The 26,565-nt window shown below is 27.2% G+C and carries 30 protein-coding genes; 27 read left to right on the top strand and 3 right to left on the bottom strand.

The window, feature by feature from the left end:
• Positions 1-5 precede the first annotated feature (5 nt).
• Complete coding sequence (rpmI, locus tag RDY08_RS07065; protein WP_307903672.1) at positions 6-212, top strand: 50S ribosomal protein L35; 207 nt, start codon at positions 6-8, stop codon at positions 210-212.
• Positions 213-240: 28 nt separating this feature from the next.
• Positions 241-594 (top strand): 50S ribosomal protein L20, encoded by a 354-nt coding sequence (rplT, locus tag RDY08_RS07060; protein WP_307903671.1) that lies wholly within the window; start codon positions 241-243, stop codon positions 592-594.
• Positions 595-657: 63 nt separating this feature from the next.
• Here rplT and RDY08_RS07055 read toward each other — a convergent pair whose 3' ends face one another.
• Positions 658-819, bottom strand: a complete 162-nt coding sequence (locus tag RDY08_RS07055; protein ID WP_307903670.1) for a hypothetical protein — start codon at positions 817-819, stop codon at positions 658-660.
• Positions 820-969: 150 nt separating this feature from the next.
• Here RDY08_RS07055 and RDY08_RS07050 point away from each other — a divergent pair, with 150 nt between their 5' ends.
• The 11 genes from RDY08_RS07050 to rpsI all read left to right on the top strand — a co-directional run bounded on the left by RDY08_RS07050 (position 970) and on the right by rpsI (position 12,047).
• Positions 970-1,638 carry a TIGR00153 family protein gene (locus tag RDY08_RS07050; protein WP_307903669.1) on the top strand — a complete coding sequence of 223 codons (669 nt, stop codon included), beginning with the start codon at positions 970-972 and terminating at the stop codon, positions 1,636-1,638.
• A gap of 91 nt (positions 1,639-1,729) precedes the next feature.
• Positions 1,730-2,959, top strand: coding sequence for an inorganic phosphate transporter (locus tag RDY08_RS07045; protein ID WP_307903668.1), 1,230 nt, complete (start codon positions 1,730-1,732; stop codon positions 2,957-2,959).
• 300 nt (positions 2,960-3,259) lie between these two features.
• Positions 3,260-4,198: a ribose-phosphate diphosphokinase gene (locus RDY08_RS07040; protein ID WP_307903667.1), complete on the top strand. Its 939-nt coding sequence runs from the start codon at positions 3,260-3,262 to the stop codon at positions 4,196-4,198.
• Between the two features lie 15 nt (positions 4,199-4,213).
• Positions 4,214-5,239, top strand: coding sequence for a galactose-1-phosphate uridylyltransferase (galT, locus tag RDY08_RS07035; protein WP_307903666.1), 1,026 nt, complete (start codon positions 4,214-4,216; stop codon positions 5,237-5,239).
• A gap of 68 nt (positions 5,240-5,307) precedes the next feature.
• Positions 5,308-7,137 carry a sensor domain-containing diguanylate cyclase gene (locus tag RDY08_RS07030; RefSeq protein WP_307903665.1) on the top strand — a complete coding sequence of 610 codons (1,830 nt, stop codon included), beginning with the start codon at positions 5,308-5,310 and terminating at the stop codon, positions 7,135-7,137.
• A gap of 137 nt (positions 7,138-7,274) precedes the next feature.
• A complete protein-coding gene (locus RDY08_RS07025) occupies positions 7,275-8,516 on the top strand; it encodes a lactate racemase domain-containing protein (protein ID WP_307903664.1) in 1,242 nt (413 codons plus the stop codon).
• A 15-nt stretch (positions 8,517-8,531) separates the two neighbouring features.
• Complete coding sequence (sfsA, locus tag RDY08_RS07020) at positions 8,532-9,230, top strand: DNA/RNA nuclease SfsA (RefSeq protein ID WP_307903663.1); 699 nt, start codon at positions 8,532-8,534, stop codon at positions 9,228-9,230.
• A gap of 3 nt (positions 9,231-9,233) precedes the next feature.
• Positions 9,234-10,082, top strand: coding sequence for a histidinol-phosphatase (locus tag RDY08_RS07015; protein WP_307903662.1), 849 nt, complete (start codon positions 9,234-9,236; stop codon positions 10,080-10,082).
• A complete protein-coding gene (gene truB / locus RDY08_RS07010; protein ID WP_307903661.1) occupies positions 10,079-10,942 on the top strand; it encodes a tRNA pseudouridine(55) synthase TruB in 864 nt (287 codons plus the stop codon). Before RDY08_RS07015 ends, truB begins: the two co-directional genes overlap by 4 nt.
• Before the next feature lie 276 nt (positions 10,943-11,218).
• Entirely contained in the window at positions 11,219-11,635 is a 417-nt protein-coding gene (gene rplM / locus RDY08_RS07005; protein ID WP_307905451.1) for a 50S ribosomal protein L13, read from the top strand.
• Between the two features lie 13 nt (positions 11,636-11,648).
• Entirely contained in the window at positions 11,649-12,047 is a 399-nt protein-coding gene (gene rpsI, locus RDY08_RS07000; protein ID WP_307903660.1) for a 30S ribosomal protein S9, read from the top strand.
• A gap of 161 nt (positions 12,048-12,208) precedes the next feature.
• On the opposite strand, the gene RDY08_RS06995 is transcribed toward rpsI, so the two are convergent.
• Both RDY08_RS06995 and RDY08_RS06990 read right to left on the bottom strand, forming a co-directional pair.
• Entirely contained in the window at positions 12,209-12,628 is a 420-nt protein-coding gene (locus tag RDY08_RS06995; protein WP_307903659.1) for a SoxR reducing system RseC family protein, read from the bottom strand.
• Entirely contained in the window at positions 12,618-13,046 is a 429-nt protein-coding gene (locus RDY08_RS06990) for a DUF2914 domain-containing protein (protein ID WP_307903658.1), read from the bottom strand. Before RDY08_RS06990 ends, RDY08_RS06995 begins: the two co-directional genes overlap by 11 nt.
• A gap of 232 nt (positions 13,047-13,278) precedes the next feature.
• Here RDY08_RS06990 and RDY08_RS06985 point away from each other — a divergent pair, with 232 nt between their 5' ends.
• From RDY08_RS06985 to RDY08_RS06920, 14 genes are all read left to right on the top strand, one after another.
• Positions 13,279-14,853 (top strand): 5'-nucleotidase C-terminal domain-containing protein, encoded by a 1,575-nt coding sequence (locus tag RDY08_RS06985; protein ID WP_307903657.1) that lies wholly within the window; start codon positions 13,279-13,281, stop codon positions 14,851-14,853.
• 312 nt (positions 14,854-15,165) lie between these two features.
• Positions 15,166-16,440: a phosphoribosylamine--glycine ligase gene (purD, locus tag RDY08_RS06980; protein ID WP_307903656.1), complete on the top strand. Its 1,275-nt coding sequence runs from the start codon at positions 15,166-15,168 to the stop codon at positions 16,438-16,440.
• A 101-nt stretch (positions 16,441-16,541) separates the two neighbouring features.
• Positions 16,542-16,826 (top strand): STAS domain-containing protein, encoded by a 285-nt coding sequence (locus RDY08_RS06975; protein WP_307903655.1) that lies wholly within the window; start codon positions 16,542-16,544, stop codon positions 16,824-16,826.
• A 159-nt stretch (positions 16,827-16,985) separates the two neighbouring features.
• Positions 16,986-17,120 (top strand): hypothetical protein, encoded by a 135-nt coding sequence (locus RDY08_RS06970; RefSeq protein ID WP_307903654.1) that lies wholly within the window; start codon positions 16,986-16,988, stop codon positions 17,118-17,120.
• Between the two features lie 80 nt (positions 17,121-17,200).
• On the top strand, positions 17,201-18,295 hold the full coding sequence (gene ychF / locus RDY08_RS06965) for a redox-regulated ATPase YchF (RefSeq protein WP_307903653.1): 1,095 nt from the start codon (positions 17,201-17,203) through the stop codon (positions 18,293-18,295).
• A gap of 16 nt (positions 18,296-18,311) precedes the next feature.
• Positions 18,312-18,929, top strand: coding sequence for an MBL fold metallo-hydrolase (locus RDY08_RS06960; RefSeq protein ID WP_307903652.1), 618 nt, complete (start codon positions 18,312-18,314; stop codon positions 18,927-18,929).
• Between the two features lie 71 nt (positions 18,930-19,000).
• The gene (rpmE, locus tag RDY08_RS06955) at positions 19,001-19,210 is read left to right on the top strand and encodes a 50S ribosomal protein L31 (protein WP_307903651.1); all 210 of its coding nucleotides are present in this window, start codon (positions 19,001-19,003) and stop codon (positions 19,208-19,210) included.
• A gap of 327 nt (positions 19,211-19,537) precedes the next feature.
• Positions 19,538-19,987: a hypothetical protein gene (locus tag RDY08_RS06950; protein WP_307903650.1), complete on the top strand. Its 450-nt coding sequence runs from the start codon at positions 19,538-19,540 to the stop codon at positions 19,985-19,987.
• A complete protein-coding gene (upp, locus tag RDY08_RS06945) occupies positions 19,988-20,614 on the top strand; it encodes a uracil phosphoribosyltransferase (RefSeq protein WP_307903649.1) in 627 nt (208 codons plus the stop codon).
• Between the two features lie 226 nt (positions 20,615-20,840).
• On the top strand, positions 20,841-21,317 hold the full coding sequence (rfaE2, locus tag RDY08_RS06940; protein ID WP_372339411.1) for a D-glycero-beta-D-manno-heptose 1-phosphate adenylyltransferase: 477 nt from the start codon (positions 20,841-20,843) through the stop codon (positions 21,315-21,317).
• A complete protein-coding gene (locus RDY08_RS06935) occupies positions 21,317-24,232 on the top strand; it encodes an SLBB domain-containing protein (protein WP_307903648.1) in 2,916 nt (971 codons plus the stop codon). Before rfaE2 ends, RDY08_RS06935 begins: the two co-directional genes overlap by 1 nt.
• Before the next feature lie 22 nt (positions 24,233-24,254).
• Positions 24,255-24,722 carry a tRNA (adenosine(37)-N6)-threonylcarbamoyltransferase complex ATPase subunit type 1 TsaE gene (gene tsaE, locus RDY08_RS06930; protein ID WP_307903647.1) on the top strand — a complete coding sequence of 156 codons (468 nt, stop codon included), beginning with the start codon at positions 24,255-24,257 and terminating at the stop codon, positions 24,720-24,722.
• Positions 24,703-25,395 carry a tRNA (adenosine(37)-N6)-threonylcarbamoyltransferase complex dimerization subunit type 1 TsaB gene (tsaB, locus tag RDY08_RS06925; protein ID WP_307903646.1) on the top strand — a complete coding sequence of 231 codons (693 nt, stop codon included), beginning with the start codon at positions 24,703-24,705 and terminating at the stop codon, positions 25,393-25,395. The genes tsaE and tsaB overlap by 20 nt, the downstream gene beginning before the upstream one ends.
• Before the next feature lie 2 nt (positions 25,396-25,397).
• Positions 25,398-26,555 carry a pyridoxal phosphate-dependent aminotransferase gene (locus RDY08_RS06920; protein WP_307903645.1) on the top strand — a complete coding sequence of 386 codons (1,158 nt, stop codon included), beginning with the start codon at positions 25,398-25,400 and terminating at the stop codon, positions 26,553-26,555.
• Positions 26,556-26,565 lie beyond the last annotated feature (10 nt).

Raw genomic sequence — 26,565 nt, 5'->3', positions numbered from 1 at the left:
ATATTATGCCTAAAATGAAAACTCATAGAGGAACAAAAAAAAGAGTTAAAGTAACAGGAACTGGGAAATTTGTAGTAAAACATTCGGGAACAAATCACATAATGACTAAAAAATCAAAAAAGAGAAAGAACAAATTAAGAGGTGACATGGTAGTAGAACCTGGAAAAGCAAGAAAGATTAAAAAATTATTGCCAACTGGAGAAGGAAGATAAATATAAGAAATAGTTAGGAGGGATATAGATGGCTAGAGTTAAAACTGGAAAAGTAAGAAGACAAAACCATAAAAAAGTTTTAGATGAAGCAAAAGGATTTAGAGGTGCATCTGGTACTAATTTTAAACAAGCAAAACAAGCTGTAATGAGAGCAATGGCTTTTTCTACAAGAGATAGAGCACAAAGAAAAAGAAAAATGAGAGAATTATGGGTAATTAGAATAAACGCAGCAGCAAGATTAAGTGGATTATCATATAGTAAATTTATGTATGGTTTGAAAAAAGCAGGAATTGAATTAAATAGAAAGGTTCTAGCAGAGCTTGCAGTATCTAATGCAGAAGAGTTTGCTAAATTAGTAGAAGTATCAAAAAAAAGTTTATAATATAAAAAGGTGATTTTATCTATTTTTTAATAGTTAAACTCACCTTTTTATAATTTTATATATTTAATTGTTATAAAGAAAAAATTTAATATCCTCAATTTTGGAAACACCCCCTTCTACAATTTCTCTAAATTTTGAACTATAGGTCAAAATCCAATTTTCTGTGTCTAAAGAACTTTCTTTAATTAAAAAGATTTGTAAAAAATTCGATTCATCTAAATTCATTGGAAACACCTCCTAATTGTATTTGTACTTTTATTATCGACTAAAAAACTTAAAAAGATAAATTTTAATGTAAAAAAAATGTAAAAATAATTTTAAAAATTTGTAAAATATGCTATACTTAATATTATGAAAATAGAAGGAGGTAATTAAATGATAAAATTTCAAAGCATCTTTGCTAAATCGCCATTTACAGGGATGGTAGAGCATATCGAAAAAGTTGAATTATGTTTGGATGAATTAGAAAAATTACTTAAACTTGTAGGTGAAGGAAAGAGTGATCAAATTTCAGAAGTATCGGAAAAAATTTATAAGTACGAACATGAAGCTGATGTGGTAAAAGATGAACTTAGGGTTACTTTGTCAAAAAATTTGTTATTACCAATTGATAAAGGAGAAATTTTATCGATATTAACAGCTCAAGATGGGATTGCAGATGTATCGGAAGATATAGCAAAATTATTTTCACTTAGAAAGATGGAAATTCCTAAAGAGTTAGTAGAGGATTATAAAAAATTAACAGAAGCTATATTAAAAGCTGCAAAAGATGGAATTAAAACTATAAAAGAAATAAATAATCTGTTTGAAGTTGGATTTAAAGGTCCAGAGGTTGAGAGAGTTGTAAAAATATTAAAACATTTAGAAAGAAAAGAAAGTTTAGCTGATGATGTTGGGTTAGATTTTACAAGAAAATTACTTGCACTTGAAGGGAAAGAGTCGCCAGTTGCAATTTATATGTGGATGAGAATAATAAAAGTAATGGGAGATTTGGCTAATATATCAGAAAAATTAAGTAATAGATTTAGACTGATATTAAATTAATTGTTTTATTTTGCAGATTTTATTTTTTCTGCAAATTATGGAATAGATTATAAAAAAGATTTCTAAAAAAAAATAGGAGGAATTTTACATTATGTCAAGCATGACAATCATTTTAGGAATAGCATTAATTGTTGGATTTTATATGGCATGGAATATTGGAGCGAATGATGTAGCTAATGCCATGGGAACATCAGTTGGGTCAAAAGCAATTACATTGAAACAGGCAGTTATTATAGCAGCGATTTTTGAGTTTTTAGGTGCAGTATTGGCAGGATCGAATGTAACGAATACAGTAAGAAAAGGAATAGTATCACCAGATGTATTTACTGATCCTAAGATATTTGTAATTGGGATGCTGGCAGCATTATTAGCAGCAGGATTATGGCTAAATTTAGCAACTCATTTTGGACTTCCTGTTTCAACAACACATTCAATAGTTGGTTCTGTTGTAGGATTTGGGATAGTGTCAAAAGGGATAGGAGCAGTTCATTGGAGTAAAATTGGGAATATAGTTTTGAGTTGGGTAGTTTCTCCATTAATGGGAGGAATAATTGCTCTTATAGTTTTTAAAATAATAGAAAGAACTATTTTAGAAAAAGATAAGCCAGTAGAAAGAGCGAAAAAAATAGCTCCTTTGTTTGTTGGAATGACTGGTTTTATATTGACTTTATCATTAGTTTTTAAAGGGTTAAAAAATTTACATTTAGATTTAAGTTTTGGAGAAGCTTCTTTGATTGGAACAGGAGTAGCGATAGTTATATATATAATATCTTTTGTTTTACTTAGAAATGTACATTCAAAAGGAGATGAATATAAATCAGTAGAAGGAATATTTAGATATTTACAAATAATAACAGCTTGTTATGTAGCGTTTGCGCATGGAGCAAACGATGTAGCAAATGCTATTGGACCTTTAGCAGGGATTGTGGCAGTAGTGAAAACGGGATCTATTGCAACAACAGCAGCGGTTCCAATGTGGGTATTAGCATTAGGTGGAGTAGGAATTGTCGTTGGTGTAGCAACTATGGGTTATAAAGTAATAGGGACTATAGGAGAAAAAATAACTGAATTAACTCCAACAAGAGGATTTTCAGCAGAATTTGGTGCAGCAACAACAGTATTAGTTGCTTCTCGAATGGGATTACCTATATCAACAACACATACATTAATTGGGGCAGTTATTGGAGTAGCACTTGGTAGAGGGGTTGCAGCTTTAAATATGGCTATTGTAAAAGATATAGTAGCATCTTGGTTGATAACAATACCTTTTGCTGCAGGGTTAACAATGGTACTATTTGAAATTTTTAAATTAATTTTTTAAAACAAAAAGAAGCTATGCTTCTTTTTTTGTTTTAAAAAAATTAAATAAATGGACAAAATTAGCAAAATCTTGTATAATAAATATAGTATAATATAACTGTTTTATTTAATAGGAAAGTATAAATTTTATTTAGAAAAGAATCTGCGTCATTTTTTTAAAACATGCGATTTTTCAAGGTGGAATTTTTAAGAAGCCAAAAATTTAGAAAAATATTTATGTTTTACCAGATGAAGCGTAGCTTATTTTTTTATAAAAAGTATTTACTTTTATTAACTATAAAAACTTTTAGGAGGAGAAAAATTGAAAATATTTTCTGGAACGTCAAATGTAAGTTTAGCAAAAAAAATTGCATCAAATTTAGGTCTACCTTTAGGAAATGCTAAAATAGTAAACTTTAAAGATGGTGAAACTTATGTAAGGTTAGTTGAAACAGTTAGAGGAGATACAGTTTTTGTTGTCCAACCTACATCAAATCCTGTTAATGAAAATTTAATGGAATTATTAATTTTTATTGATGCGTTAAAAAGAGCTTCAGCTAAATCTATTGTTGCTGTTATTCCATATTATGGATATGCAAGACAAGATAGAAAATCAAAGCCAAGAGAACCAATCACATCAAAATTAGTTGCTAATCTTTTAACTTCAGCAGGTGCAGATAGAATTATGGCTATGGATTTACATGCAAATCAAATACAAGGATTTTTTGATATTCCAGCAGACCATATAGAAGCAATGCCGATACTTGCTAAATATTTTTTAGATAAAGGACTTTCAGGAGATAAAGTTATAGTTGTGTCACCAGATGTTGGGGGCGTGAAGAGAGCTAGAGCTTTATCAGAATGGTTAGGATCTGGAATAGCTATAATTGATAAAAGAAGGCCAAAACCTAATGTAGCTGAAGTTATGAATGTAATAGGGAAAGTAGAAGGGAAAATAGCTATTTTTATAGATGATATGATAGACACAGCAGGAACAATAACAAGTGGAGTAGATGCAATTTTGGATAGAGGAGCAATAGAAGCGTATGCTTGTTGTACTCATCCTGTATTTTCTGGTCCTGCAATTGAGAGATTAAAAGAATCAAGAGTAAAAGAGATTATTGTAACGAATTCTATAGAGCTTCCTGATGATAAAAAATTGGATAAAATAAAGGTTTTATCAGTTGATCTATTATTGTCAGAAGCTATAAGAAGAGTATATAATAATGAATCTCTAAGTGAATTATTTGAAAAAAATTAAAAGAGGGTGACTAAAATGTCAGAGCTAAGAAAAGATCCTGTTAGTAAACGATGGGTTATATTTGCACCTGAGCGTTCAAAAAGACCAAGTGATTATAGAAAAGATAAAGATGAAGAAGTAAAGGTTGATTTAGAAGAAGAAAGTGGAAAATGTCCATTTTGTGAGGGAAAAGAAAAAACATCTGGAGATGAATTGTTGGCATATGAAAAAATACCTGGCAGAAAACCAAATTCACCAGGATGGTGGGTTAGAGTATTAGAAAATAAATATCCAGCATTACAAGATGAATCGGAAATAGGGAAAAAAGGTGTTGGAATTTATGATAAAATGAATGGTGTGGGGCATCATGAAATAATAGTTGAAACACCGAAACATCATAAGTGTATTTCTGATCTTGAGTATAATGAAGTAGAAAAAGTAATTTGGGCTTATAGAGATAGATATATGACTCTTCAAGAAGATGCGAGAATGAAATATGTATTGATATTTAAAAATTATGGAAAAGATGCAGGGGCATCACTAGAGCATTCTCATTCGCAATTAATAGCAACTCCAGTTGTGCCAAAAAGAGTAGAGGAAGAGATTTCTGGAGCAAGGCATTATTATGAATTTAGAGATAGATGTGTATTTTGTGATATTGTAACACAGGAGCTTGCTGATAAAGAGAGAATAGTAGAAGAAAATGATAATTTTATAGCATTTGTATTTTTTGCAGGAAGATTTCCATACGAAACGTGGATATTACCTAAAAAACATTCATCTAATTTTGAAAATATAACAAAGAAAGAGGTTATGAATTTAGCTGTTATATTAAAAAATGTATTAAAAAGGATAAAGGGTGCATTAGGTGATCCGGCATATAATTTTGTGATACATACACTTCCTATAAATGGAGAAGGTCAACATTATTATCATTGGCATATAGAAATAATGCCTAAATTAACAAAAGTAGCAGGATTTGAGTGGGGAAGTGGATTTTATATTAATCCAGAATTACCAGAAAAAGCAGCCAAAATATTAAGAGATACTAATATAGAGTGATTGAGATATGAAGAGAGAGCCTAAGGCTCTTTCTTTATATCTGGTATAAATTAAAAGGGGTGATTGAAATGACAATAAGAAATAAAGTCATTATATCAGAGTTATTTATATTAATGTTTATATTCTTATTTACATTTATATTTAATAATGTTTTATTAAAAAAAGTAACAAAAATAGAAACCCAAGAATATAATATTATGGCAGTTCAAATAAAAGAAAATATTTTAAATGATGATATAATAAAGAAATATTCTAATTTAAATGAGATTAATATTATTATAAAAAAAGGAAACTATAAAAATGAAGGAATTAAAATAACAAAAATAGGTGATAAAACTATAACAGGATACTTTTCTTCTGAAAAATTAAAAGAAAAAATAATATTGGATAAATATAGAAATTATTATAATTCAATAAAAAAGATATTGAAAACAGTTGAAATAATATTTTTTTTATTAATAGTGCTTATTGAAATAATAATAATTCTTATTATTGATAAAAAAGTTTTAAAAAGAATAGACACTTTAGATAACAGATTGAAATATTTGGTAAAAGAAAAAGAGTTCTTTTTAAATATAGATGTTAATGGTAATGATGAAGTATCAAGTATAAAAAATAATTTAAACAGACTTTTAGATACTATTAGAAAAATAACAGAAGAAAATCAAGAAAAGCAAGATGAACTGGAAAGAATAATATATAATTTGCCAATATATATTGGTGCTGTAGATGAAAAACATAATATTGTAATGTGGAATAAAATGTGTAAAGAAAAATTTGGTTATGATAGAGAGGATATAAGTACACTAGAAAAACTAATTGAAAAATTAGCTAAAAAGGATAAAGATAAAAAAGAAAGAATTTTAGACTATATGGAAAATGGAAAAGCAGAAGATAGCATAAGTGGAGAAATAATAACTAAAGATGGAACTATAAGAAGTTTAAAAGTAATAAATATGTCGCACATTCATATAAAAGGATGGAAAATATGGATAGTAGGTATAGATATCACAGAGACTAAAAAATATCAAAAAACATTGGAGAGAGAAAAAGAGAAGTATAAACTTTTATATGAAGAAAATAGTGCAATACATATGTTAATTTCAGAAAGTTTGGATATTTTAGATGTGAATAAAATGTTTGAAGAAACTCTTCATTATGAGAAAAAAGATATTATTGGAGAAAATTTTGTTGAAATAATTGCAGATGGCAATAAAGAAAAATTTTTAGAAAATTTTGAAACCATATTTTTAGGCGATGAGGTAAAAGATTTAGAAGTAAAAGTATATGATAGATTTATGAAAGAAAAATATTTGTTGATATCTATATCTAATGCAATAATAGAGGAAGAAGAAAGCTATGAAATATTAATTACTGCAATAAATATTTCAGATAGGAAGAAAATGGAAAAACAGTTAGAAATATTTGCCAACTATGATAGCTTAACAGGACTTTTTAATAGAAGAATTGGTTTAGATATTTTAAATCAAAAAATGAAAGAGGCTAATCGTTATAAGAATGATTTATCAATATGTTTTGTAGATGTAAATAGATTGAAGTATGTAAATGATAATTTTGGGCATTCAAATGGAGATATATTAATTCAAACTGTAGCAGAAGCAATAATTTCTGTAAAGAGAGATTCAGATATTTTATGTAGAATAGGTGGAGATGAATTTTTAATTATATTTGATAAATGTAATGTAAAACAAGCAGAATTTATTTGGGATAGAATTAAAGAAAAATTTGAAGAATATTCTAAAGATTTAAAGTTTGAAGTTACTGCAAGTCATGGAATTGTAGAATATGAAGAAAATACAGTTATAGATGATTTTGTAAAAAAGGCAGATGAAAAAATGTATGTTGAAAAAGAAAAAAATAAGTTGAAGAATAGTTAAAAAATATTTTTTTATATTTTGTTATAAAAACGCTTGAATTGTTGCGTATTTTAAAACAAAATTATAAGGTTATTTTTAAGCCGTTCCTAAATAGAGAATAAATAAATTTCAAAAAATTTATGGAGGAGAAATAAAGAATGAAAGTAAAGATACCATATGGAAAAGATAATTTAGAAGTGAATATTTCTGAGGAAAATTTATTAGAAATATTATATCCAAATAGTGTAGAAAAAACTAATTCTACAAAACAAATAAAAGAAGTGTTAAATAAAGAAAAATTTAACGAATTTATAGATTCAAATGAAAAAATAGTTATAATTGTAAATGATGGCACAAGACCAACTCCAACAATAAAAGTTTTAAAAGAGATATTTCCTAAATTAAGGAGTAAAAACTTTCAATTTATAATTGCCACAGGAGCACATAGAGCTCCAAACGATGAAGAATATGAATTTATTTTTGGAAAAGATATATATGGAGAATTAAAAGGAACAGATAAAATATGGGCTCATGATTCTAAAAAAGATGAAATGATATATCTAGGAGAATCTAAAAATGGAACTCCTATGTATATAAATGAAATAGTTGCTAAAGCTAAAAAAGTAATAGTGATAGGGTCAGTAGAACCTCACTATTTTGCAGGATATACAGGTGGAAGAAAAGGATTTTTACCTGGTGTAGCATCATATGAAACAATAACTGAAAATCATAAATTAGCTTTAAATTCAACTGCAAAAGCATTATCATTAAAAGGAAATCCAGTTCATGAGGATATGATGGATGCAATGAAAGTATTAAAAGATATAGATATATTTTCTATAATGACAGTGTTAGATAGAGAACATGATATATATGCACTTACAGCAGGAGATTTGGAAAAATCATTTTATAATGCAATAGATAAAGCAAATGAAGTATTTTGTGTGGAAATTAAAGAAAAGGCGGATATTGTTATTTCAGCAGCGCCTTATCCAATGGATATAGATTTATATCAATCTCAAAAAGCAATAGATAATGGAAAATTAGCATTAAAAGAAAATGGAATTTTAATTTTTGTATCTCAATGTAGAATGGGAATTGGAGGTAAAACTTTTTTTGATTTAATGGCTTCTTGTGGAACGCCAAAAGAGGTGCTAGATAAAATAAAAAAAGATTATAAATTAGGATATCATAAAGCAGGTAAAATGGCAGAAATAAATATGTGGGCTGAAACTTGGGGAGTAACAGAATTACCTGAAAAAGAGATAAAAGCAGTTCATATAAAACCATTTAAAAATTTAGATGAAGCAATAGAAAAAGCATTAGAAAAAAAAGGAAAAGATTCAAAAATATTAGTTATGCCATATGGTTCATTAACAGTACCATTATTGAGTGAATAATTGAGGGGAAAAACTATGAGAATTTTAAAAATAGATTGGGATGAAGAAGGAGAGTTTTTATCAAGACCAAATAGATATTTAGCAGAAGTTAAATTAGGTGATAAAATAGAATTAGTGCACGTTCATGACCCAGGAAGATTAGAAGAACTTTTATATAAAGGTAACAAAGTATTAATAAAAAGAGCTGCTAACCCCAATAGAAAAACAAATTGGGATGTTATTGCAGCTAAAAAAGATGAAGAATGGATATTGATAAATTCTGCATATCATAGAAAAATTGGAGATAAATTATTAATAAATAATCTAAATCAATTAGGAAAATTAGATACAATAAGAGCAGAAGTAAAGTATAAAAACAGTAGATTAGATTATTTAGTGACAAAAGATAATAAAAATATTTGGATAGAAGTAAAAGGTTGTACTTTAAGTAGAGATGAAATAGCAATATTTCCTGATGCTCCAACAAAACGTGGAGTAAAACATTTAAAAGAATTAATGGAATTAAAAGAAAAAGGTGAAAGAGCAGGCTTGTATATTTTTGTATTATCTAAAGCAGAAAAATTTATGCCTAATTGGGAGACTGATGTAGAATTTGCAGAAAATTTTTATAGAGCATTGAAAAGTGGAGTAGAGATTTACCCAATACAATTTGAATATAAGAATAGCTGGATTGTTTATAAAAAAGTATTGGAAATAATAAAAAGAGGTGTATAAATTATGTTAGCAGATTATCATATGCATTTTGAATATGGAAGTTATGATGAAGAATGGGTAAAAGGTTTTTTTGATGCAGCTAAAAAAAGAGGTGTATCAGAACTTGGGATTTCTGAACATAGTCATGGATTTAAAGAGTTTGAAGAGCTTTATTATGAAGATTTGATATTAGATGATAGTTTTATTGGAGAATTTCAAAAAAAATGGTTGAAAACAAATAAATTTAAATGTTATATATCTGATTATGAAAAATTTATAAATGAACTAAAAGGAAAAGGATACCCAGTAAAATTTGGAATGGAAATTTGTAATTTTCAAAATCAAAATAGAGTAAAAAAAATATTAGATAAATATAATTTCGATTATTTAATTACTTCTATACATTTTATAGAAGGATGGGCTTATGATAGTAGTCAAATAAAAAAAGAGTGGGATAATAAAGATATATATAATGTTTATGAAAAATATGTTGAAGAGATAGAGAAAGTGGCAAAAAGCGGATTATATGATATATTGGGACATCCATTTAATTTAAGGATGTATGGGTATTTTCCAAAAGAGGATATGAGAGAATTAATAGAAAGAGCAGTTTTAGCATTAAAAAATAGCAATATGGCAGTAGATGTAAATACAGGAACATTATATAGATACCCAATAAAAGAGATTTCTCCATATAATGAATTTATGAAAATGGCAAAGAGATATGATTTGCCAATAATATTATCTTCGGATGCTCATAAACCTGAAGATGCTGGAAATTATATAAAACAAGCATCTGAATATGCAAAAAGTTTTGGATATTCAGAATATTTGAGATTTGAAAATAGAAAGAGGATAATAGAAAAATTATGATAGGGATAATTAATGTAAATAAACCTAAAGGGATAACATCATTTGATGTAATAAGAAAATTAAGAAAATTATTAAATGAAAAAAAAATTGGACACACAGGAACACTTGATCCATTGGCAACAGGAGTATTGGTAGTATGTGTTGGTAAAGCAACAAAATTAGTATCAGATATAGAAGCAAAAGAAAAGGTATATAGGGCAGAATTTGAATTAGGATATGCTACAGATACTTATGATACAGAAGGAAAAATAATAAAAAAAGTTGATAATTTTGAAATAAAAAAAGAAAAATTAGAAAAAGTATTATCTGAATTTGTTGGAGAACAGTTGCAAGTGCCGCCAATGTATTCTGCAATAAAAATAAATGGTAAAAAATTATATGAATTAGCTAGACAAAATATTGAAGTTGAGAGAGAAGCTAGAAAAATAAAAATAGACTATATAAAATTATTGAAATTTGAAGATAAAAAAGTAATGATAGAGACAAAAGTATCAAAAGGGACATATATTAGAACTTTAATATATGATATAGGGGAAAAATTAGGCTGTTATGGGACAATGACAGAGCTACAAAGGAGTAGCGTAGGAGAATATTTAGTTGAGAATAGTTTTACATTATCAAAGATAGAAGATATGGCTTTATATAATGATTTTGGATTTGTAGTTGATGTAGAGGAAGCATTTTCAGAATTTGAAAATTTAACATTGGAGAATGAAACAGAATTGAAATTATTTAAAAATGGAAATACTGTAGTAAAGGAAGATTGGAATAACAATAAATACAGGGTATATTTTGAAGATAAGTTTATAGGATTAGGAAGAATTATAGATTTTAGATTAAAAGGATATAAATATTTTTAGTTTTATTGTTGCTAAGGAACGTTTAAAAAATAATGTTCTCATATTTTGTTATAAAAACGCTTAAAACATTGCGTATTTTATAACAAAATGGGAATGTTATTTTTAAGCCATTCCTAATTATTAAATTTATTTTTGAAATATTAGAATTTCATTTAATTTTTCAAAAAAAGTGGTTGACAAAGCATAGTAAATATAGTAAAATTAATAGACCTTTCCCACAAAGGTTCCCGTAACGTAACAAAGAAAATTTAAGGAGGGAAACAATTGAAAACTTTCATGCTTAGAAAAGAAGATACAGATAGAAAATGGTATGAAGTAGATGCTGAAGGAAAAATATTAGGAAGAATGGCTACAGAAATAGCTATGATGCTAATGGGAAAAAAGAAGCCTACTTATACACCACATGTAGATAATGGAGACTTTGTAGTAGTTGTAAATGCTGAAAAAATAGTTGTTACAGGTGCAAAATTAAATGACAAAATATATTATAACCATAGTGGTTATCCAGGGGGATTAAGAGATAGAACTTTGGCAGAAGTAATATCAAAGAAACCAGAAGAAGTTATTATGTTGGCAGTTAAGAGAATGTTACCAAAAAGTAAATTGGGGAATCAAATGCTTACAAAATTAAAAGTATTTGCTGGACCAAGTCATCCTCATATGGCTCAAAAGCCTGAAAAGATAGAACTTTAAGGAGGTCAGATAAGTGGCAGAAAGAATTCAAATTTGGGGTACAGGAAGAAGAAAAACATCGACTGCAAGAGTTAGATTAATACCTGGCGAAAGCGGGATTGTTATAAATGGCAAAGAGATGGCAGATTATTTCGGTGGAAGAGAAATATTATCTATGATAGTTAAACAACCTTTAGAATTAACAGATACATTAAATAAATTTCAAGTATTGGTTAATGTAAAAGGTGGAGGAATTTCAGGTCAAGCAGGAGCTATAAGACATGGAATATCAAGAGCACTATTATTAAATGATGAAACTTTAAGAAAAGTGTTGAGAGAAGCAGGATTCTTAACAAGAGATTCAAGAATGGTAGAAAGAAAAAAATATGGAAGAAAGAAAGCAAGAAGAAGTCCACAATTTTCAAAAAGATAAAAATTTTATGCAAGGCTATATGCCTTGCATTTTTTTATGATAAGATGTTTTAAATTAAAAAAGTCATAACTATTTTTAGTTATGACTTTTTTAATTTAAGTATTTTTCTAAAATCGTTATACATTTTTAACTAAATTAAAATGTGCTTTTCAAAGGGGTACTTATTTACAAAATTCATCACTTTTAAATACATCAGAGATTTTTATTTGTTTGATAAATTTCTCTCCTACGAATTTATCAATTAAAAATATTATGAAAAAAGATACAGCGAAACTTATAAAACTTATCAAAACTCTAAAAGCTTCTTTTTCTGTAAAATATGTAGAGATGAAATATCCTATGAACAAAAATATAACAGGGAAAATATAAAATAAAAAACCTAAATTTAATATTTTATTATCATCTAACTCGAAATATATAACTTCATCTTTTTTTACAGGAGCATCAATTATAAATTCAAACTCTCCTGCAAATCTACTACCCTCTGTACAAGTTTTACAACCACCACAAGAGGATGATTTATACATTAATACTTTTGCTTTGTTTCCTTTGATTTCTTGAATTATACCACTACTTTTCATTGTTGTTATTCTCCTTTTCTAAAACATAAAATTCTTTTGAATCTAATTGATTGCCTTTAGAATCTAAAATTACAACTTCCCATTTTCCAGAAAGAGCTAAATATTTATTAGACCACGTTCTCCATTGATAACCGTTTATATTTAATTTGATTTTTGCGATTACTTTTTTTGAATTATCTTCATTATAATGATACCAGATATGAAAAATATAATCTTTTTTTCCAGTACCTTCTATTTTAGAAAATAACCATCCACGCTCTCCTTTGAAAAAAGAGTCTGTTTCTTTAATAGGGGCTCTGTCTTTGACGTTTTCACATAGAATAGCCTTTTTTACTTTAATTTCCTTGAAAAGGTTTTCTTGAGCGTTCATTACAACTGAAAAGCTTAATAAAAGCAACAATAAAACAACCTTTTTCATTACCAACACCTCCTTATAAATTATATTATAATATATTATATCATATACTGTTTCTTATTTCAACACAGAGATTAATATAGATATTGTATACTTGATTTAGGTCAATGAACGCAACAGATTTAAAGCTTTTTTTTAATGAAAAAAATAGAAGAAAATATTTTATAAAAAGTTGACTTTTTGCTCAAAAGATGGTAACCTTTTACTATAAAATACTAATATAGGAGGTTTTACAATGAAAAAGAGATTTTTAGTAGCATTATTAGCAATGTTGGTAGTAACAGTAGGAGCATTTTCGGAGAAAATTACAATTCTTCATCTTAATGACACGCATGGTCATGCATGGCCATATTTTAGTTATCCTATGCCGAATATAGGTGGATTTGCAGCTATAGCTACAAAAGTAAAAGAGATAAAAAAAGAAAATCCAAATACTTTATTTTTACATGCAGGAGATATAAATACAGGAATGCCTGAATCAGATTTATTAAACGCAAAACCAGATATTGAAGCTTTAAATATGATGGGACTAAATGCAGTAGCAATAGGGAATCATGAATTTGATCATACAAGAGATGTATTAAAAAAACAAATGAAATGGGCAGATTTTCCATTTTTATCTTGTAATATATTTAAAAAAGGAGATATATTACCATATTTTCAACCATATACAACAATGAAAGTTGGAAATTTAAAAGTTGCTGTTATTGGAGTAACAACTCAATCTACAGAAGAGATTGGAAATCCTAAACATGTAGGAGATTTAGATTTTAGAGATCCAATTCAATATGTAAAAAGATATAAAGCTTTATTAGAAAGAACATATAATCCTGATTTAATAATAGTTTTATCTCATTTAGGATATTTTACAGATAAAAGAGAGAAATATGCAGGAAGTAGACAATTGGCACAAGCTGTTTCAGGAATAGTTATTGTTGATGGACATACTCATACTGAATTAGATAAACCAGTTGAGGTAAATGGAAGCATAATTGTACAAGCGTCTTCTTGGGGTAAATTTTTAGGAAGATTAGATTTGGATATAGAAAATAAAAAAATTGTAAGTTATAATGGTAAATTAATAAAAATAAACTTCAAAAAAAGAGAAAAATATTATGTTGAAAAAGATGGTAAAAAAATAAAAAAATATAAATATTATCCAATTGGAGATGTAATACCTGAAGATAAAGCTGTAAAAGATATGTTAGATAAATATAAAGCAGAAGCTGGAAAAGGGTTAAACAAACCTATAGGAGAAACAAAAATACTTCTTTCTCATGGAACTGCAGAAACTAAAGACAATCTTTTAGCAGAAATTATTACAGATTCAATAAAAGATTTTACAAAAGCTGATATTGCATTGCAAAACGGTGGTGGAATAAGAGCTGATATTAATCCTGGAAAAATATCATATAGAGATGTATTGACAGTATTACCTTTTGGAAACACTGTATTTAAAATGAATATGACAGGAAAAGAAGTAATGGCTGTATTAAATTATGCAGCAGGATTACCTGAAACTATTGGAGCTCATTTACATACAGCTGGACTTACTTGGACAAATAACAAAGGAAAAGTTGAAAATGTAAAAGTAAATGGAGAAGCTTTAGAATTAAATAAAATGTACTCTGTAGCAGCAAATGATTATATGGCTAATGGTGGAGATGGATATAAAACATTAACTGTAGGTCAAAATAGAATGGATACAGGATATGTATTAGCTGATTTAGTTGCTGATTACATCAAAAAAATAAAATTAATTGATGGAGACAATTATAAATTAGAAGTTAGAAATACAATAATAAAATAATCATATATTTGATTTTTGAAGAGAAGCTTTTTAGCTTCTCTTTTTTTTCTTTACTAGAAAAGTATAAATTTATTCAGAAAATAAGCTACGCCGTTTTTTTGAAATATGCAATTTTTCAAAGCGAAATTTTTCAGAAGCCAAAAATTTTGAAAAACATTTATGCTTTACATTATGAAGCGTAGCTTATTTTTTTATTAAAACTATTGACAAAACATAAAGAAATGTATTACTATAGTAGTGAAATTATATAGTGGTTCAGATTTTATTTTTTAATAATAATAATAATAAAACAAATAATAAGGAGTTGAACGGATGAAAGTATTAGTTATAGGAAATGGTGGTAGAGAATCGGCAATTTGTTGGAAATTATTTAATTCAAATAAAGTTTCCAAAATTTATATTGCCCCTGGTAATGGTGGGACTTTGAATTATGGAGAAAATATAGATATTAGTGTAGATAATATTGTAGAATTGAAAAAATTTGCAGTAAATAATAAGATTGATTTGACAGTTGTAGGGCCTGAAATACCTTTAACTTTAGGGATTGTAGATGAATTTGGAAAAGATGGTCTAAAGATATTTGGTCCTTCAAAGGAGGCAGCAGAATTAGAAGGTAGTAAAGATTTTGCAAAAAAGATAATGAAGAAATATAAAATACCAACAGCAGACTATGAGACTTTTACAGAATATGAAGAAGCTTTGAAATATTTAAAAAATAAAGGAGTTCCTATTGTAATAAAAGCAGATGGATTAGCTGCAGGGAAAGGAGTTACAGTTGCATTTAATATAGATGATGCAATAAATGCATTAAAAGATATTATGTTAGATAAAATATTTGGAGAATCAGGAGCAAAAGTGGTTATAGAAGAATATATGGATGGAGAAGAGGCTAGTATTCTTGCTTTTACAGATGGGAAAACTATATATCCTATGGTATCATCTCAAGATCACAAAAGAATATATGATGGAGATAAAGGACCGAATACTGGTGGAATGGGGACATATTCGCCTGCTCCTGTTGTAACTGACGAAGTTTATAAAATGGTTTATAATGATATTTTAGTTCCAATGATAAAGGGATTAAAAGAGGAGGGAATAAAGTATAAAGGTGTATTATATGCTGGACTTATGATATCTGGAAAAGAAGTGAAGGTTGTTGAATTTAATGTTAGGTTTGGAGATCCAGAAACACAAGTGGTATTACCAAGATTAAAAACTGATTTATTTGAAGTTTTTGAAGCAGTAGCTGAAGAAAAATTGGATAAAATAAAATTGGAGTGGGATGATAGAGTAGCTGTATGTGTAGTAATGGCATCTGGAGGATATCCTGGAAAATATGAAAAAGAGAAATTGATTACTGGGATAAAAGAAGCAGAAGAAAATGGACTTTTAGTATTTCATGCAGGGACTAAAGATGAAAATGGGAAAGTTACAACTAATGGAGGAAGAGTGCTGGATGTAGTTTCGATAAAAGATAATATAAAAGCTGCAGTAGATGATATTTATAATAAAATAGATAGTATAAATTTTGAAAATAAATTTTATAGAAAAGATATAGCACATAAAGCTTTAAAAAGAGAGAGTTAATAAACTCTTTCTTTTTTTTGTGATACGAATTACAGAATAAAAAAGTATTATGTAGTAATATATTGTTGTAATTAGGAATTGTTATTTTGGAGGTGATATAAATGATTAATAAAATAATTCTACAAGGAGATATACAGTTATTTAATATAATGGAATATGAAAAAAAGTTAAAATATAATAGTTTAGAAAAATATACTGATATTTTAAAAATAGATATGTCAAATGTAGGTTATATAGATTTATCAGGTGTATTGCTTTTTTTAAAAATGAAAAGAGAATATAAAAAAAGAGGTATTAAAATATGTTTGGAAAAATTAAATATTAATATATTAAAACTATTTAAAGAAGTTAATTTAATTGATGAATTTAAAATAAAGAACATTTAAAAAGAAATATATATTGTTTATAAAAACGCTTAAAGAATATTTAAAAAGCAATTCTTTAATATTTTGTTATAAAAATGCTTGAATCTTGCGTATTTTAAAACAAAATGGGAATGTAATTTTTAATCTGTTTCTAAGCGTATAATCGAGGAGATGATTAAGATGAAAATAAGTGATAAAATTTTGTTTTATATATTTCTGATATGTTTATTTCTGATAGTTGTATTTAATTGGAGCAATAAACCTTTTTATTCAGATAATCATATAAAAGATGAAGTTATAGTTACCTTGAAATAGTTTCTTGAAAAAAAAGAATATTTGTGTTAAAATTATGTCTCTTAAACAGAGTATATAAATTTTAGAAGGAGCTGTAGGTAATGATAGGAATAGGAATAGTAGGGTTACCAAATGTAGGCAAATCAACACTTTTTAATGCAATAACAAAAGCTGGAGCTGCAGAAGCTGCAAATTATCCTTTTTGTACAATAGAACCAAATGTAGGTATGGTAACAGTGCCTGATAGGAGATTGGAAGAGCTAGCTAAAATAATAAATCCACAGAGAATACAGGCTGCAACTGTCGAATTTGTAGATATAGCAGGATTGGTAAAAGGTGCTTCTAAAGGAGAAGGATTGGGGAATCAATTTTTATCTAATATAAGAAATACAGCTGCAATTTGTCAAGTTGTAAGATGTTTTGAAGATGAAAATATAACTCACGTAGATGGAGCTATTGATCCGATTAGAGATATTGAAACTATAAATGGAGAACTTATTTTGTCTGATTTAGAAATTGTTGAAAGAGGAATAGTAAAAAATTCAAAATTAGCTAAAAGTGGTAATAAAGAATCTAAAAATTTAATTACTGTATTGACAAAAATAAAAGAGCATTTAGAAGAATTTAATTTAATAAGAACTTTGAATTTAAATGAAGAAGAGATGGCATTAGTAAAACAATATCAATTTTTAACAATAAAACCAATGATGTTTGCAGCAAATGTATCAGAAGAAGAGATAAATAGTGGTAATAAGTATGTAGATAAAGTGAAAGAATATGCAGACACACAAAATGCAGAAGTTGTAATAGTATCTGCTAAAGTGGAAGCAGAGCTTTCTGAATTAGATGATGAAGATAAAGAGATGTTTTTAGAAGAGATAGGAATAGAAGAGCCTGGTTTGAATAGATTAATAAGAGCAGGATATAAACTTTTAAATCTGCAAACGTATTTTACAGCTGGAGTAAAAGAAGTTAGAGCTTGGACAATAAAAATAGGAGCTACAGCACCTAAAGCTGCTAGTGAAATTCATACAGATTTTGAAAAAGGTTTTATAAGAGCTAAAGTTGTATCTTTTGATGACTTTATAAAATATAACGGTTGGAAAGGTTCTCAAGAAGCAGGTGGATTAAGGATTGAAGGAAAAGAATACGTAGTGCAAGATGGAGATTTGATGGAATTCTTATTTAATGTATAAGATAATGAGGTAAATAATGAAAATAGAGAAATTTATATTAGGAAAATTTCAGTCAAATTGTTATATGTTGACAAATGGCAATGAGGTTACAATAATTGATCCTGGAAGTTATGAAGTTGAAAATATAATAAAATATATGAACATGAATAAAATGCAATTAAAAAGAATTTTATTAACACATGGTCATTTTGATCATATTATGGGTTTGAAAATTTTTTTAAATTATTTTGAAAATGTGGAAATAGTAATTGGAGAAGAAGAAATAAATTTTTTAGAAAATGAAAAATTAAATTTATCAGAAATGTTAAATGAAAAATTGAAGTTTGATATAAATAAATTGAATTTAATAAAAGTGAAAGAAAATGATGAAATTGATAATTTTTTAGTAATAAATACACCTGGACATACAATTGGAAGTAAATCTTATTATTTTAAAAGTGAAAATATAATGTTTGTAGGGGATTTTATATTTGAAAATGCAATAGGAAGAACGGACTTTCCAACTGGAAATTTTATGCAACTAAAAGATAGTATAAAAAAAATATTAATATTTAAAGATGAATTAATTATTATGTCTGGGCATGGAAGAAACACTGTTTTAGGGAAAGAAAGAAAAAGATTGGAAAAATATTAAAAATATCTTGAAAATTTAAGATAAATATGATAAAATAATACGTATTTTAAATTAAGGTGAGGTGAAAAAAAGTGAGAGAAGGAATACATCCAGATTATAAACTAATTACAGTAGAGTGTTCTTGCGGTAATAGTTTTGAAACAAAATCAACATATTCAAAAGGAGATACTTTGAAAGTAGCAGTATGTTCAAATTGCCATCCTTTTTATACTGGTAAAAGTAGATTTGTTGACGAAACAGGTAGAGTTGATAAATTCAGAAAAAAATATGGTCTTAAATAAAAACAGAGCAGATAGCTCTGTTTTTATTTTTTAGGTTTAAAATGTGATTTGGCTCACTGAAACAATATAGTTGAAAGAGTATAATTTTCGTGGTATAATGAGATTAGGGATGGCTTAGGAATAATTTTCTTATTTTGTTTTAAAGTACGCGATAATTTAGGAACAGCTTAAAAATTACATTCTAATTTTGTTTTAAAATACGCAATGATTTAAGCGCTTTTACAACAAAATATATATATTGTTTTTTAAATATTTTTAATAGCTTTTATAAAAAAATATAAATTATTTTTCAAACGTTCTTTAAGCTGAAAAAGGAGAGTGATATCTGTGAAAAAAATATTTTTAACTTTAGTGATTTTAGGATTAATATCATTGAGTGGTTGTGGAACAACAACAAAATCGCAAATGAAAAAAGAAAAAGTAGTAGTTGCTGTAAATTCGAATGATTCTAAACAATTTTATGAAGCAATAGGTATGGGAGCTCCAGATATAAAAGCTTCAAATAAAGCTTTTAGGCGTCAAACTTCATATGAAACAGCTAAATCTGCGGCATTAAATGATATTGCTTCATATTTATATGGAGTGAAATTAGAAAGTGGAATGATAGTTCAAGATGCTATGGTAAAAGATTCTACAATAAAAACATCTGTTATATCATTTATAAGAGAAGCGGAAATGACCAAAAGAGAATGGGACAGTGATGATAGTTGCGTTGTTACAATGAGAATAAATTTGAAAGAGTTTAAAAAAAAATTAGAAGAGTTAGGAGTGAAATAAATGGCAGTAGTAGAAGTGAATCATCCTTTGATTTCTCATAAATTAACTTTTTTGAGAAATAAAAATACAGATACTAAACTTTTTAGAGAAACATTAAATGAGATAGCAGGTCTTATGACTTATGAAGTTACAAAAGGTTTAAAATTAGAAGAGATAGAAGTGGAAACACCTGTAATGAAGACAAAATCATATATATTGCCAGACAAAGCGGTTGCGGTAGTTCCAATTTTGAGAGCAGGTCTTGGAATGGTGGAAGGAATAATTACGTTTATACCAACAGCTAAAGTAGGTCATATTGGAGTTTATAGAAATGAAGAAACTTTAAAACCTGTATATTATTATTGCAAATTACCTGAAGATATTGCAGATAGAAAAGTTATTTTGGTAGATCCTATGTTAGCTACAGGTGGTTCTGCAAATTATGCAATAGATTATTTAAAAAAAGAAGGGGTAAAAGATATTGTTTTTTTATCGTTAATAGCTGCACCAGAAGGAATTGCAAATGTGGTAAAAAAGCATCCTGATGTAGATATATATACTGCAAAGATAGATGAAGGTTTAAATGAAAAAGGATATATTTATCCAGGTCTTGGAGATGCTGGAGATAGAATTTTTGGGACAAAGTAGGCAAAATTTGCCTACTTTTTTTTCTTGAAGATAATAAAAAGATATGCTATAATAAAAAAATAAGCTACGCTTCATAATGTAAAGCATAAATGTTTTTCAAAATTTTTGATTTCTGAAAAATTTCGCTTTGAAAAATTGCATATTTCAAAAAAAACGGTGTAGATTATTTTCTGAATAAATTTATAGTTTGTTGTTGAATGAAAAAGATTTGAAGGAGGATTTTAATTTGAAAATAATAGAAAAAAATAATATTGAAAAAATAATTAAAAATCTAAAACAAGAAAAAAAAACAATAGTTTTTACAAATGGGTGTTTTGATATTTTGCATGTGGGACATTTGAGATATTTGGAAGAAGCTAAAAGTTATGGGGATATATTAGTGGTAGGTGTTAATTCTGATTCGTCTGTTAGGAGATTAAAAGGAGAAAAAAGACCATATGTTCCAGAAAATGAAAGAATGGAAATGTTAGCTGGATTAGAATCAGTAGATTATGTAGTGAAATTTGAAGAGGATACTCCAATAGAAATATTAAAGCAAATAAAACCAGATATTCACATAAAAGGAGGAGATTACAAAGAGGAAGATCTTCCTGAAGCAAAAGTAGTAAAAGAAAATGGTGGAATTGTAAAAATAGTGTCGCTGATACAAGGAAAATCTACTACAAATATAATAAAAGAAATATTAAATCGGGAGGATATTTAATGAAAAATAAAATAGTTATACTATTGGTATTATTATTAATAAATATTATAAGTTATGGGGAAGTTAATTTGGCTAATAATAGTGTATCGTCTGGAACTACAATTGATAATTTGAGTAATTTGAATAGTAATTTGAGTAACCTAAATAGTAATTTAAGCAGCTTAAACAATGTTTCAAATAATAATGTAAATAATAATGTAAACGATTTAAATTTAGAAAACAACGAAATTAACACAAATAAAAAACAATTAAATAATAATAAAGAGATATTAAAAGATGATAATTCAAAAAAAAAGATAGAAGATAAAAAGGAATTAGAAAGACAAACAGAAGATTTATATAGTAAATTGAAAAAAAGAGGTTTTAATGATGAAAATAATATATCAATGTTTGGAAGTTCTTTTTTTAATAACAAAAGTAATTCAAAACAATTTTTACCATCAGTTGTATCTGTAGGGAAAAATTATATACTTTCAAACGGAGATTATATTTTAGTGAAATTTTGGAGCAAAAATTTTTCAGAGTTATCTAATACGAATAATTCAAAACAAGGCTATAACGTATATATAGATGGTTCTGGAAATGTATTTTTAAATAATTTTGGGGCACTATATGTAAGAGGTAAGTCAATTAAAGAGGTAGAAAAAGAGATAAAAGAGAAAGGTAATAAAAAATATAAAGATTTTAATGTAGACATATCATTACTAAAAATGAGAAGTATAAAAGTTTTTGTATTAGGTGAAGTAAATAAACCAGGAAATTATATATTAAATCCAATGTCAGGGATTGTAAGTAGCATTTATATGGCGGATGGAATAACTCAAAACGCAAGTTTGAGAAATGCTAGAATTTTAAGAAGTGGAAAAACTATAGATGTAGATATATACGATTTTTTATTAGGAAAAGATGAAAAGAGTAATATTTTATTAAAAGATGGAGATGTAGTATATGTTCCTGTTATAAAATCAAAAGTAACAATAACTGGAGAGATAAAAAGAGCTGGAAGTTATGAATTCAATGAAAAAGATACAGTAGAGAGTATTATAAAATTAGCAGGTGGTTTTTTAGATAACGCATATAAATTAAGTGTTAAATTAAAAAGAATATCAGGAGATAGCTTAAAAGTTTTTGATGTATCAGATAAGAAAGATTTTGTTGTGAAATCAGGAGATATAATAGAAATTGGAAAAATAAAAAATAATTTTGAAAATGGTATATATATATATGGGAACATTGTGAGACCAGGATTGTATCAACTTAATAAGAATGAAAGATTACAGGAGATATTAAAAAAAGCAGGTGGGATTTTACCAGATACATATTTCAAAAGAGGAGATATATTTAGAATAGGAAAAGATACGCTTAGAGAAAAAATTCCTTTTTCATTTGAAGAAAATCCAGAATTAAAAACAGGAGATACAATTTTTATTTATAATTTAAAAGATATAGGAGAAAGAAGTTATGTAACAGTGATGGGAGCAGTAAAAAAACAAGGGATATATGAATCTTTTAAAAACAGTAAAGTTTCAGATGCTATTTTCCAAGCAGGCGGATTAAAAGATACAAGAGTATATTTAAAAAGAGCCGATATATTTAGAGTAGAAAAAGATGGGGGAATAAATGTAATACCTGTAAACTTAGGGAAAATACTAGATGGAGATAAGAAAGCGGATATAGAATTAAAGAAATATGATACACTAAAAGTTTATAATATAGAAGATGTAGGAGAAGGTAGAGAGTATGTAACGGTATTGGGTTCTGTTAAAAAACAAGGGAGTTATCTGTTATATGGAAATAATAGAAAAGTATCACAAATAATTTTCCAAGCAGGTGGATTAAAAGATACAGGAGTATATTTAAAAAGGGCTGATATATTTAGAGTGGAAAAAGATGGAGGAATAAATGTAATACCTGTAAACTTAGGTAAAATATTAGATGGAGATAAAAAATCAGATATAGAGTTAAAAAAATATGATACATTAAGAGTTTATAATTATTCTGAAGTTAAAGAATTTTCAAAGGTATATATTTATGGAGAAATAAGAGCAGCAGGTAAATATGATTATTATGATAAAATGACTATAAACGATTTGATATTTCATGCTAAAGGATTAAAAAATAGTTCTGACAAAACTAAAGTTGAAGTAGTTAGAAATAGTGTCAATGGAGAAAAAACATCAGTTATTGATGTGGATATAAATAAGAATCCTAATTTTAAATTGCAAGCGGATGATCAAATATTTGTAAGAAAATTAATTAATTGGGAAAAGAAAGCAACTGTAGATATAAGCGGATATGTAAATTATCCAGGAAAATATTCAATAACAAAAAATGAAACTTTAAATGATGTAATGAAAAGAGCAGAATGGTTTAAAAAAGGAGCTTCTCCAGAAGGAATAAAACTTTATAGAAAAGAAAAAATTGCATCTGAATTACAAAACATTAATATAGATAGTGATATGAAAAAAACTATAGATATATCTAATTTGACAGCTAATGCAAGAATTGTAAATTTAAAATATGATAGTAATAAAAAAAGATTTATTCCAGATGTAATATTAAAAGATGGAGATGCAATTTATATTCCAGAAAAAGTTAATTATGTAAAAATAATAGGAGAAGTGTATTTGCCAGGGATAGTTACATATAATCAAAATATTAGTTTAGATAATTTTCTAGATTTAGCTGGTGGAATAAAAGAAACAGCAGCTAAAAATAAAATTTTTGTTATTAGGGAAAATGGAAAAACATTAAGAAGAGGCCTGTTTGGCGGTATGAAAATAAAAGCGGGAGATACAATAGTAATACCTAAGAATACAACAGAAAAAACAGACTGGATAAAAAAGACAATGACTGTTTTAGATTTCTTTATAAGGGTAGTAACAGCTTATAAATTAGCAGAAGCAACATTTTAGATGAAAATATGAGGACAAATAGATGAAAAGAAAAGTTAATTTTAACGAAATAAATCAAATAGCTGAAAAATTATCTAAGGCAATAAAATCAGGAGATTTTATTGCCTTAGTCGGAGATTTAGGCACAGGAAAAACAACATTTGTAAAAGAAATAGCTAAAAATTTAGGTATAACAGGTGAGATAAAAAGTCCTACATTTACTTATGTGAGAGAGTATAAAACTAAAATTGGATGTCCATTTTATCATTTTGATGTATATAGAATAGGAGAGCCAGAAGAAGTTTATGAAATAGGATATGAAGATTATATAAATGGAGATGGAATAGTTATAGTTGAATGGGCTGATTTAATAGAAGAAGAGCTGCCAGACAAATATATAAGAATTACATTAGAATATTCAGATGAAGAAAGTAGAATGATGAAAATTGAAGTAATAGGGGATGAAAAACGAGCAGAGGAGATTATCCAATATGTTAATTTTAGGGATTGATACATCTACAAAAATAAGCAGTGTGGCATTATATGATAGCGAAAATGGAATTATATCTAAATTAGATTTAGAAGTGAAATTTAATCATTCAGACTCATTGTTAAAAGGAATAGATACCCTGTTTGAATTTTCTAAATTAAAAATATCAGATGTAGATAGAGTTGCTGTTGGAATAGGTCCAGGTTCATTTACAGGAGTAAGAGTAGGAATAGGAACTGCAAAAGGAATTGCTTTTGCAATAGATAAAGAAATTATTGGAATAAATAGTTTAGAAATTTTAGCAAATGGGATATCAGATAGTTCTGACTTGATTATTCCTATGATTGATGCAAGGAAAGAAAGAGTATATTATGGTGTTTATAAATATGTTGATTCTAAATTGAAGGTAGTAGAACAGATTAGAGATGGAAAAGTTTTAGATATCTTAGAAAAATATAAAGATAGCAAGAAAATTTTAACAGGCGATGGTAGTATAAATTATAGAGAGTTAATATTAGAAAATGGAATTAAAAATATTAAATTTAATAAAATATCTAGGTCTAAAATTGATGCTGGTGTTTTATGTGAAATTGCAGAAAAAAAAGAGGATGATAATATATACTTATTAGAACCTGAATATATATCAAAATCACAAGCTGAAAGACAGAAAGAAAAAATAAAAATAGAGGTGTAATAATGGAATTTTCTAAAAGGTTAGAGGGTATAACTCCGTCAGCTACTTTAAAGATTATAGCAAAAGTAAATGAATTAAGAGAAAAAGGTGAAAATGTTATATCTTTTGGTGCAGGAGAACCTGATTTTGATACTCCACTTCCAATAAGAGAAGCGGCAAAAAAAGCTATTGATGATGGATTTACACATTATACATCAGCTAGTGGAATTGTTGAATTAAAAGATGCGATAATTAACAAATTACTTAGAGACAATGGATTAAAATATACAAGAGATAATATAATTGTATCTAACGGAGCAAAGCATTCTCTATATAACGCATTAGCGGCTATTTTAAATCCAAAAGATGAAGTTATATTTGCAAACCCCTATTGGGTGAGTTATAGTGAAATGGTGAAATTATTAGGAGGAGTTCCTGTTTTAGTTGATACAAGTTTTGATAATTGTTTTAAATTAACTGCAGAAGCTATTGAAAAAAAGATAACATCTAAAACAAAAGCTATAATTATTAATACACCTAATAATCCTACTGGGTCAGTAATGTCAAGAGAAGAATTAAGGAAAATTGGAGAGTTAGCTATAAAATATAATTTTTATATTATTTCGGATGAAATATATGAAAAATTAATATATGATAATGAACATGTATCTATTGCTTCTATTTCTGAGAGTATAAAAAATAGAACTATTGTAATAAATGGAGTATCAAAAGCTTATGCAATGACAGGATGGAGAATAGGGTATATGGCAGCTCCAGAAAAGATAGCAAAATTGGCGGTTGGATTTCAAGGTCATACAACTTCCAATCCAAACAGCATAGCACAGAAAGCTGTAATTGCAGCACTTAATTTAGATAATAAAATTTTAGATAGTATGGTTTTAGAATTTAAAAAAAGAAGAGATTATATGTATAAAAAACTTTCTAAAATAGATAAATTTATATTGCCTGATATTCCAGGAGGTGCTTTTTATATTTTTGTGAATATTGAAAAAATAGGTAAAAATTCAGAAGAGGTTTCTGAGGAAATATTAGATATTGCAAAAGTTGGAGTTGTACCAGGAGCTGCATTTGGAATGGATGGTTTTATTAGATTTTCATATGCTAATTCATTAGATGAAATAGAAGAAGGGATAAATAGAATTGAGAAATTATATAAATAGAGTGATTGAC

Source organism: Haliovirga abyssi (genome assembly GCF_030295325.1).
GTDB classification, from domain to species: Bacteria; Fusobacteriota; Fusobacteriia; order Fusobacteriales; family Haliovirgaceae; genus Haliovirga; species Haliovirga abyssi.
Note: the sequence above shows the minus strand (reverse complement) of the source record. Positions and strands in the feature narration are given on the sequence as shown.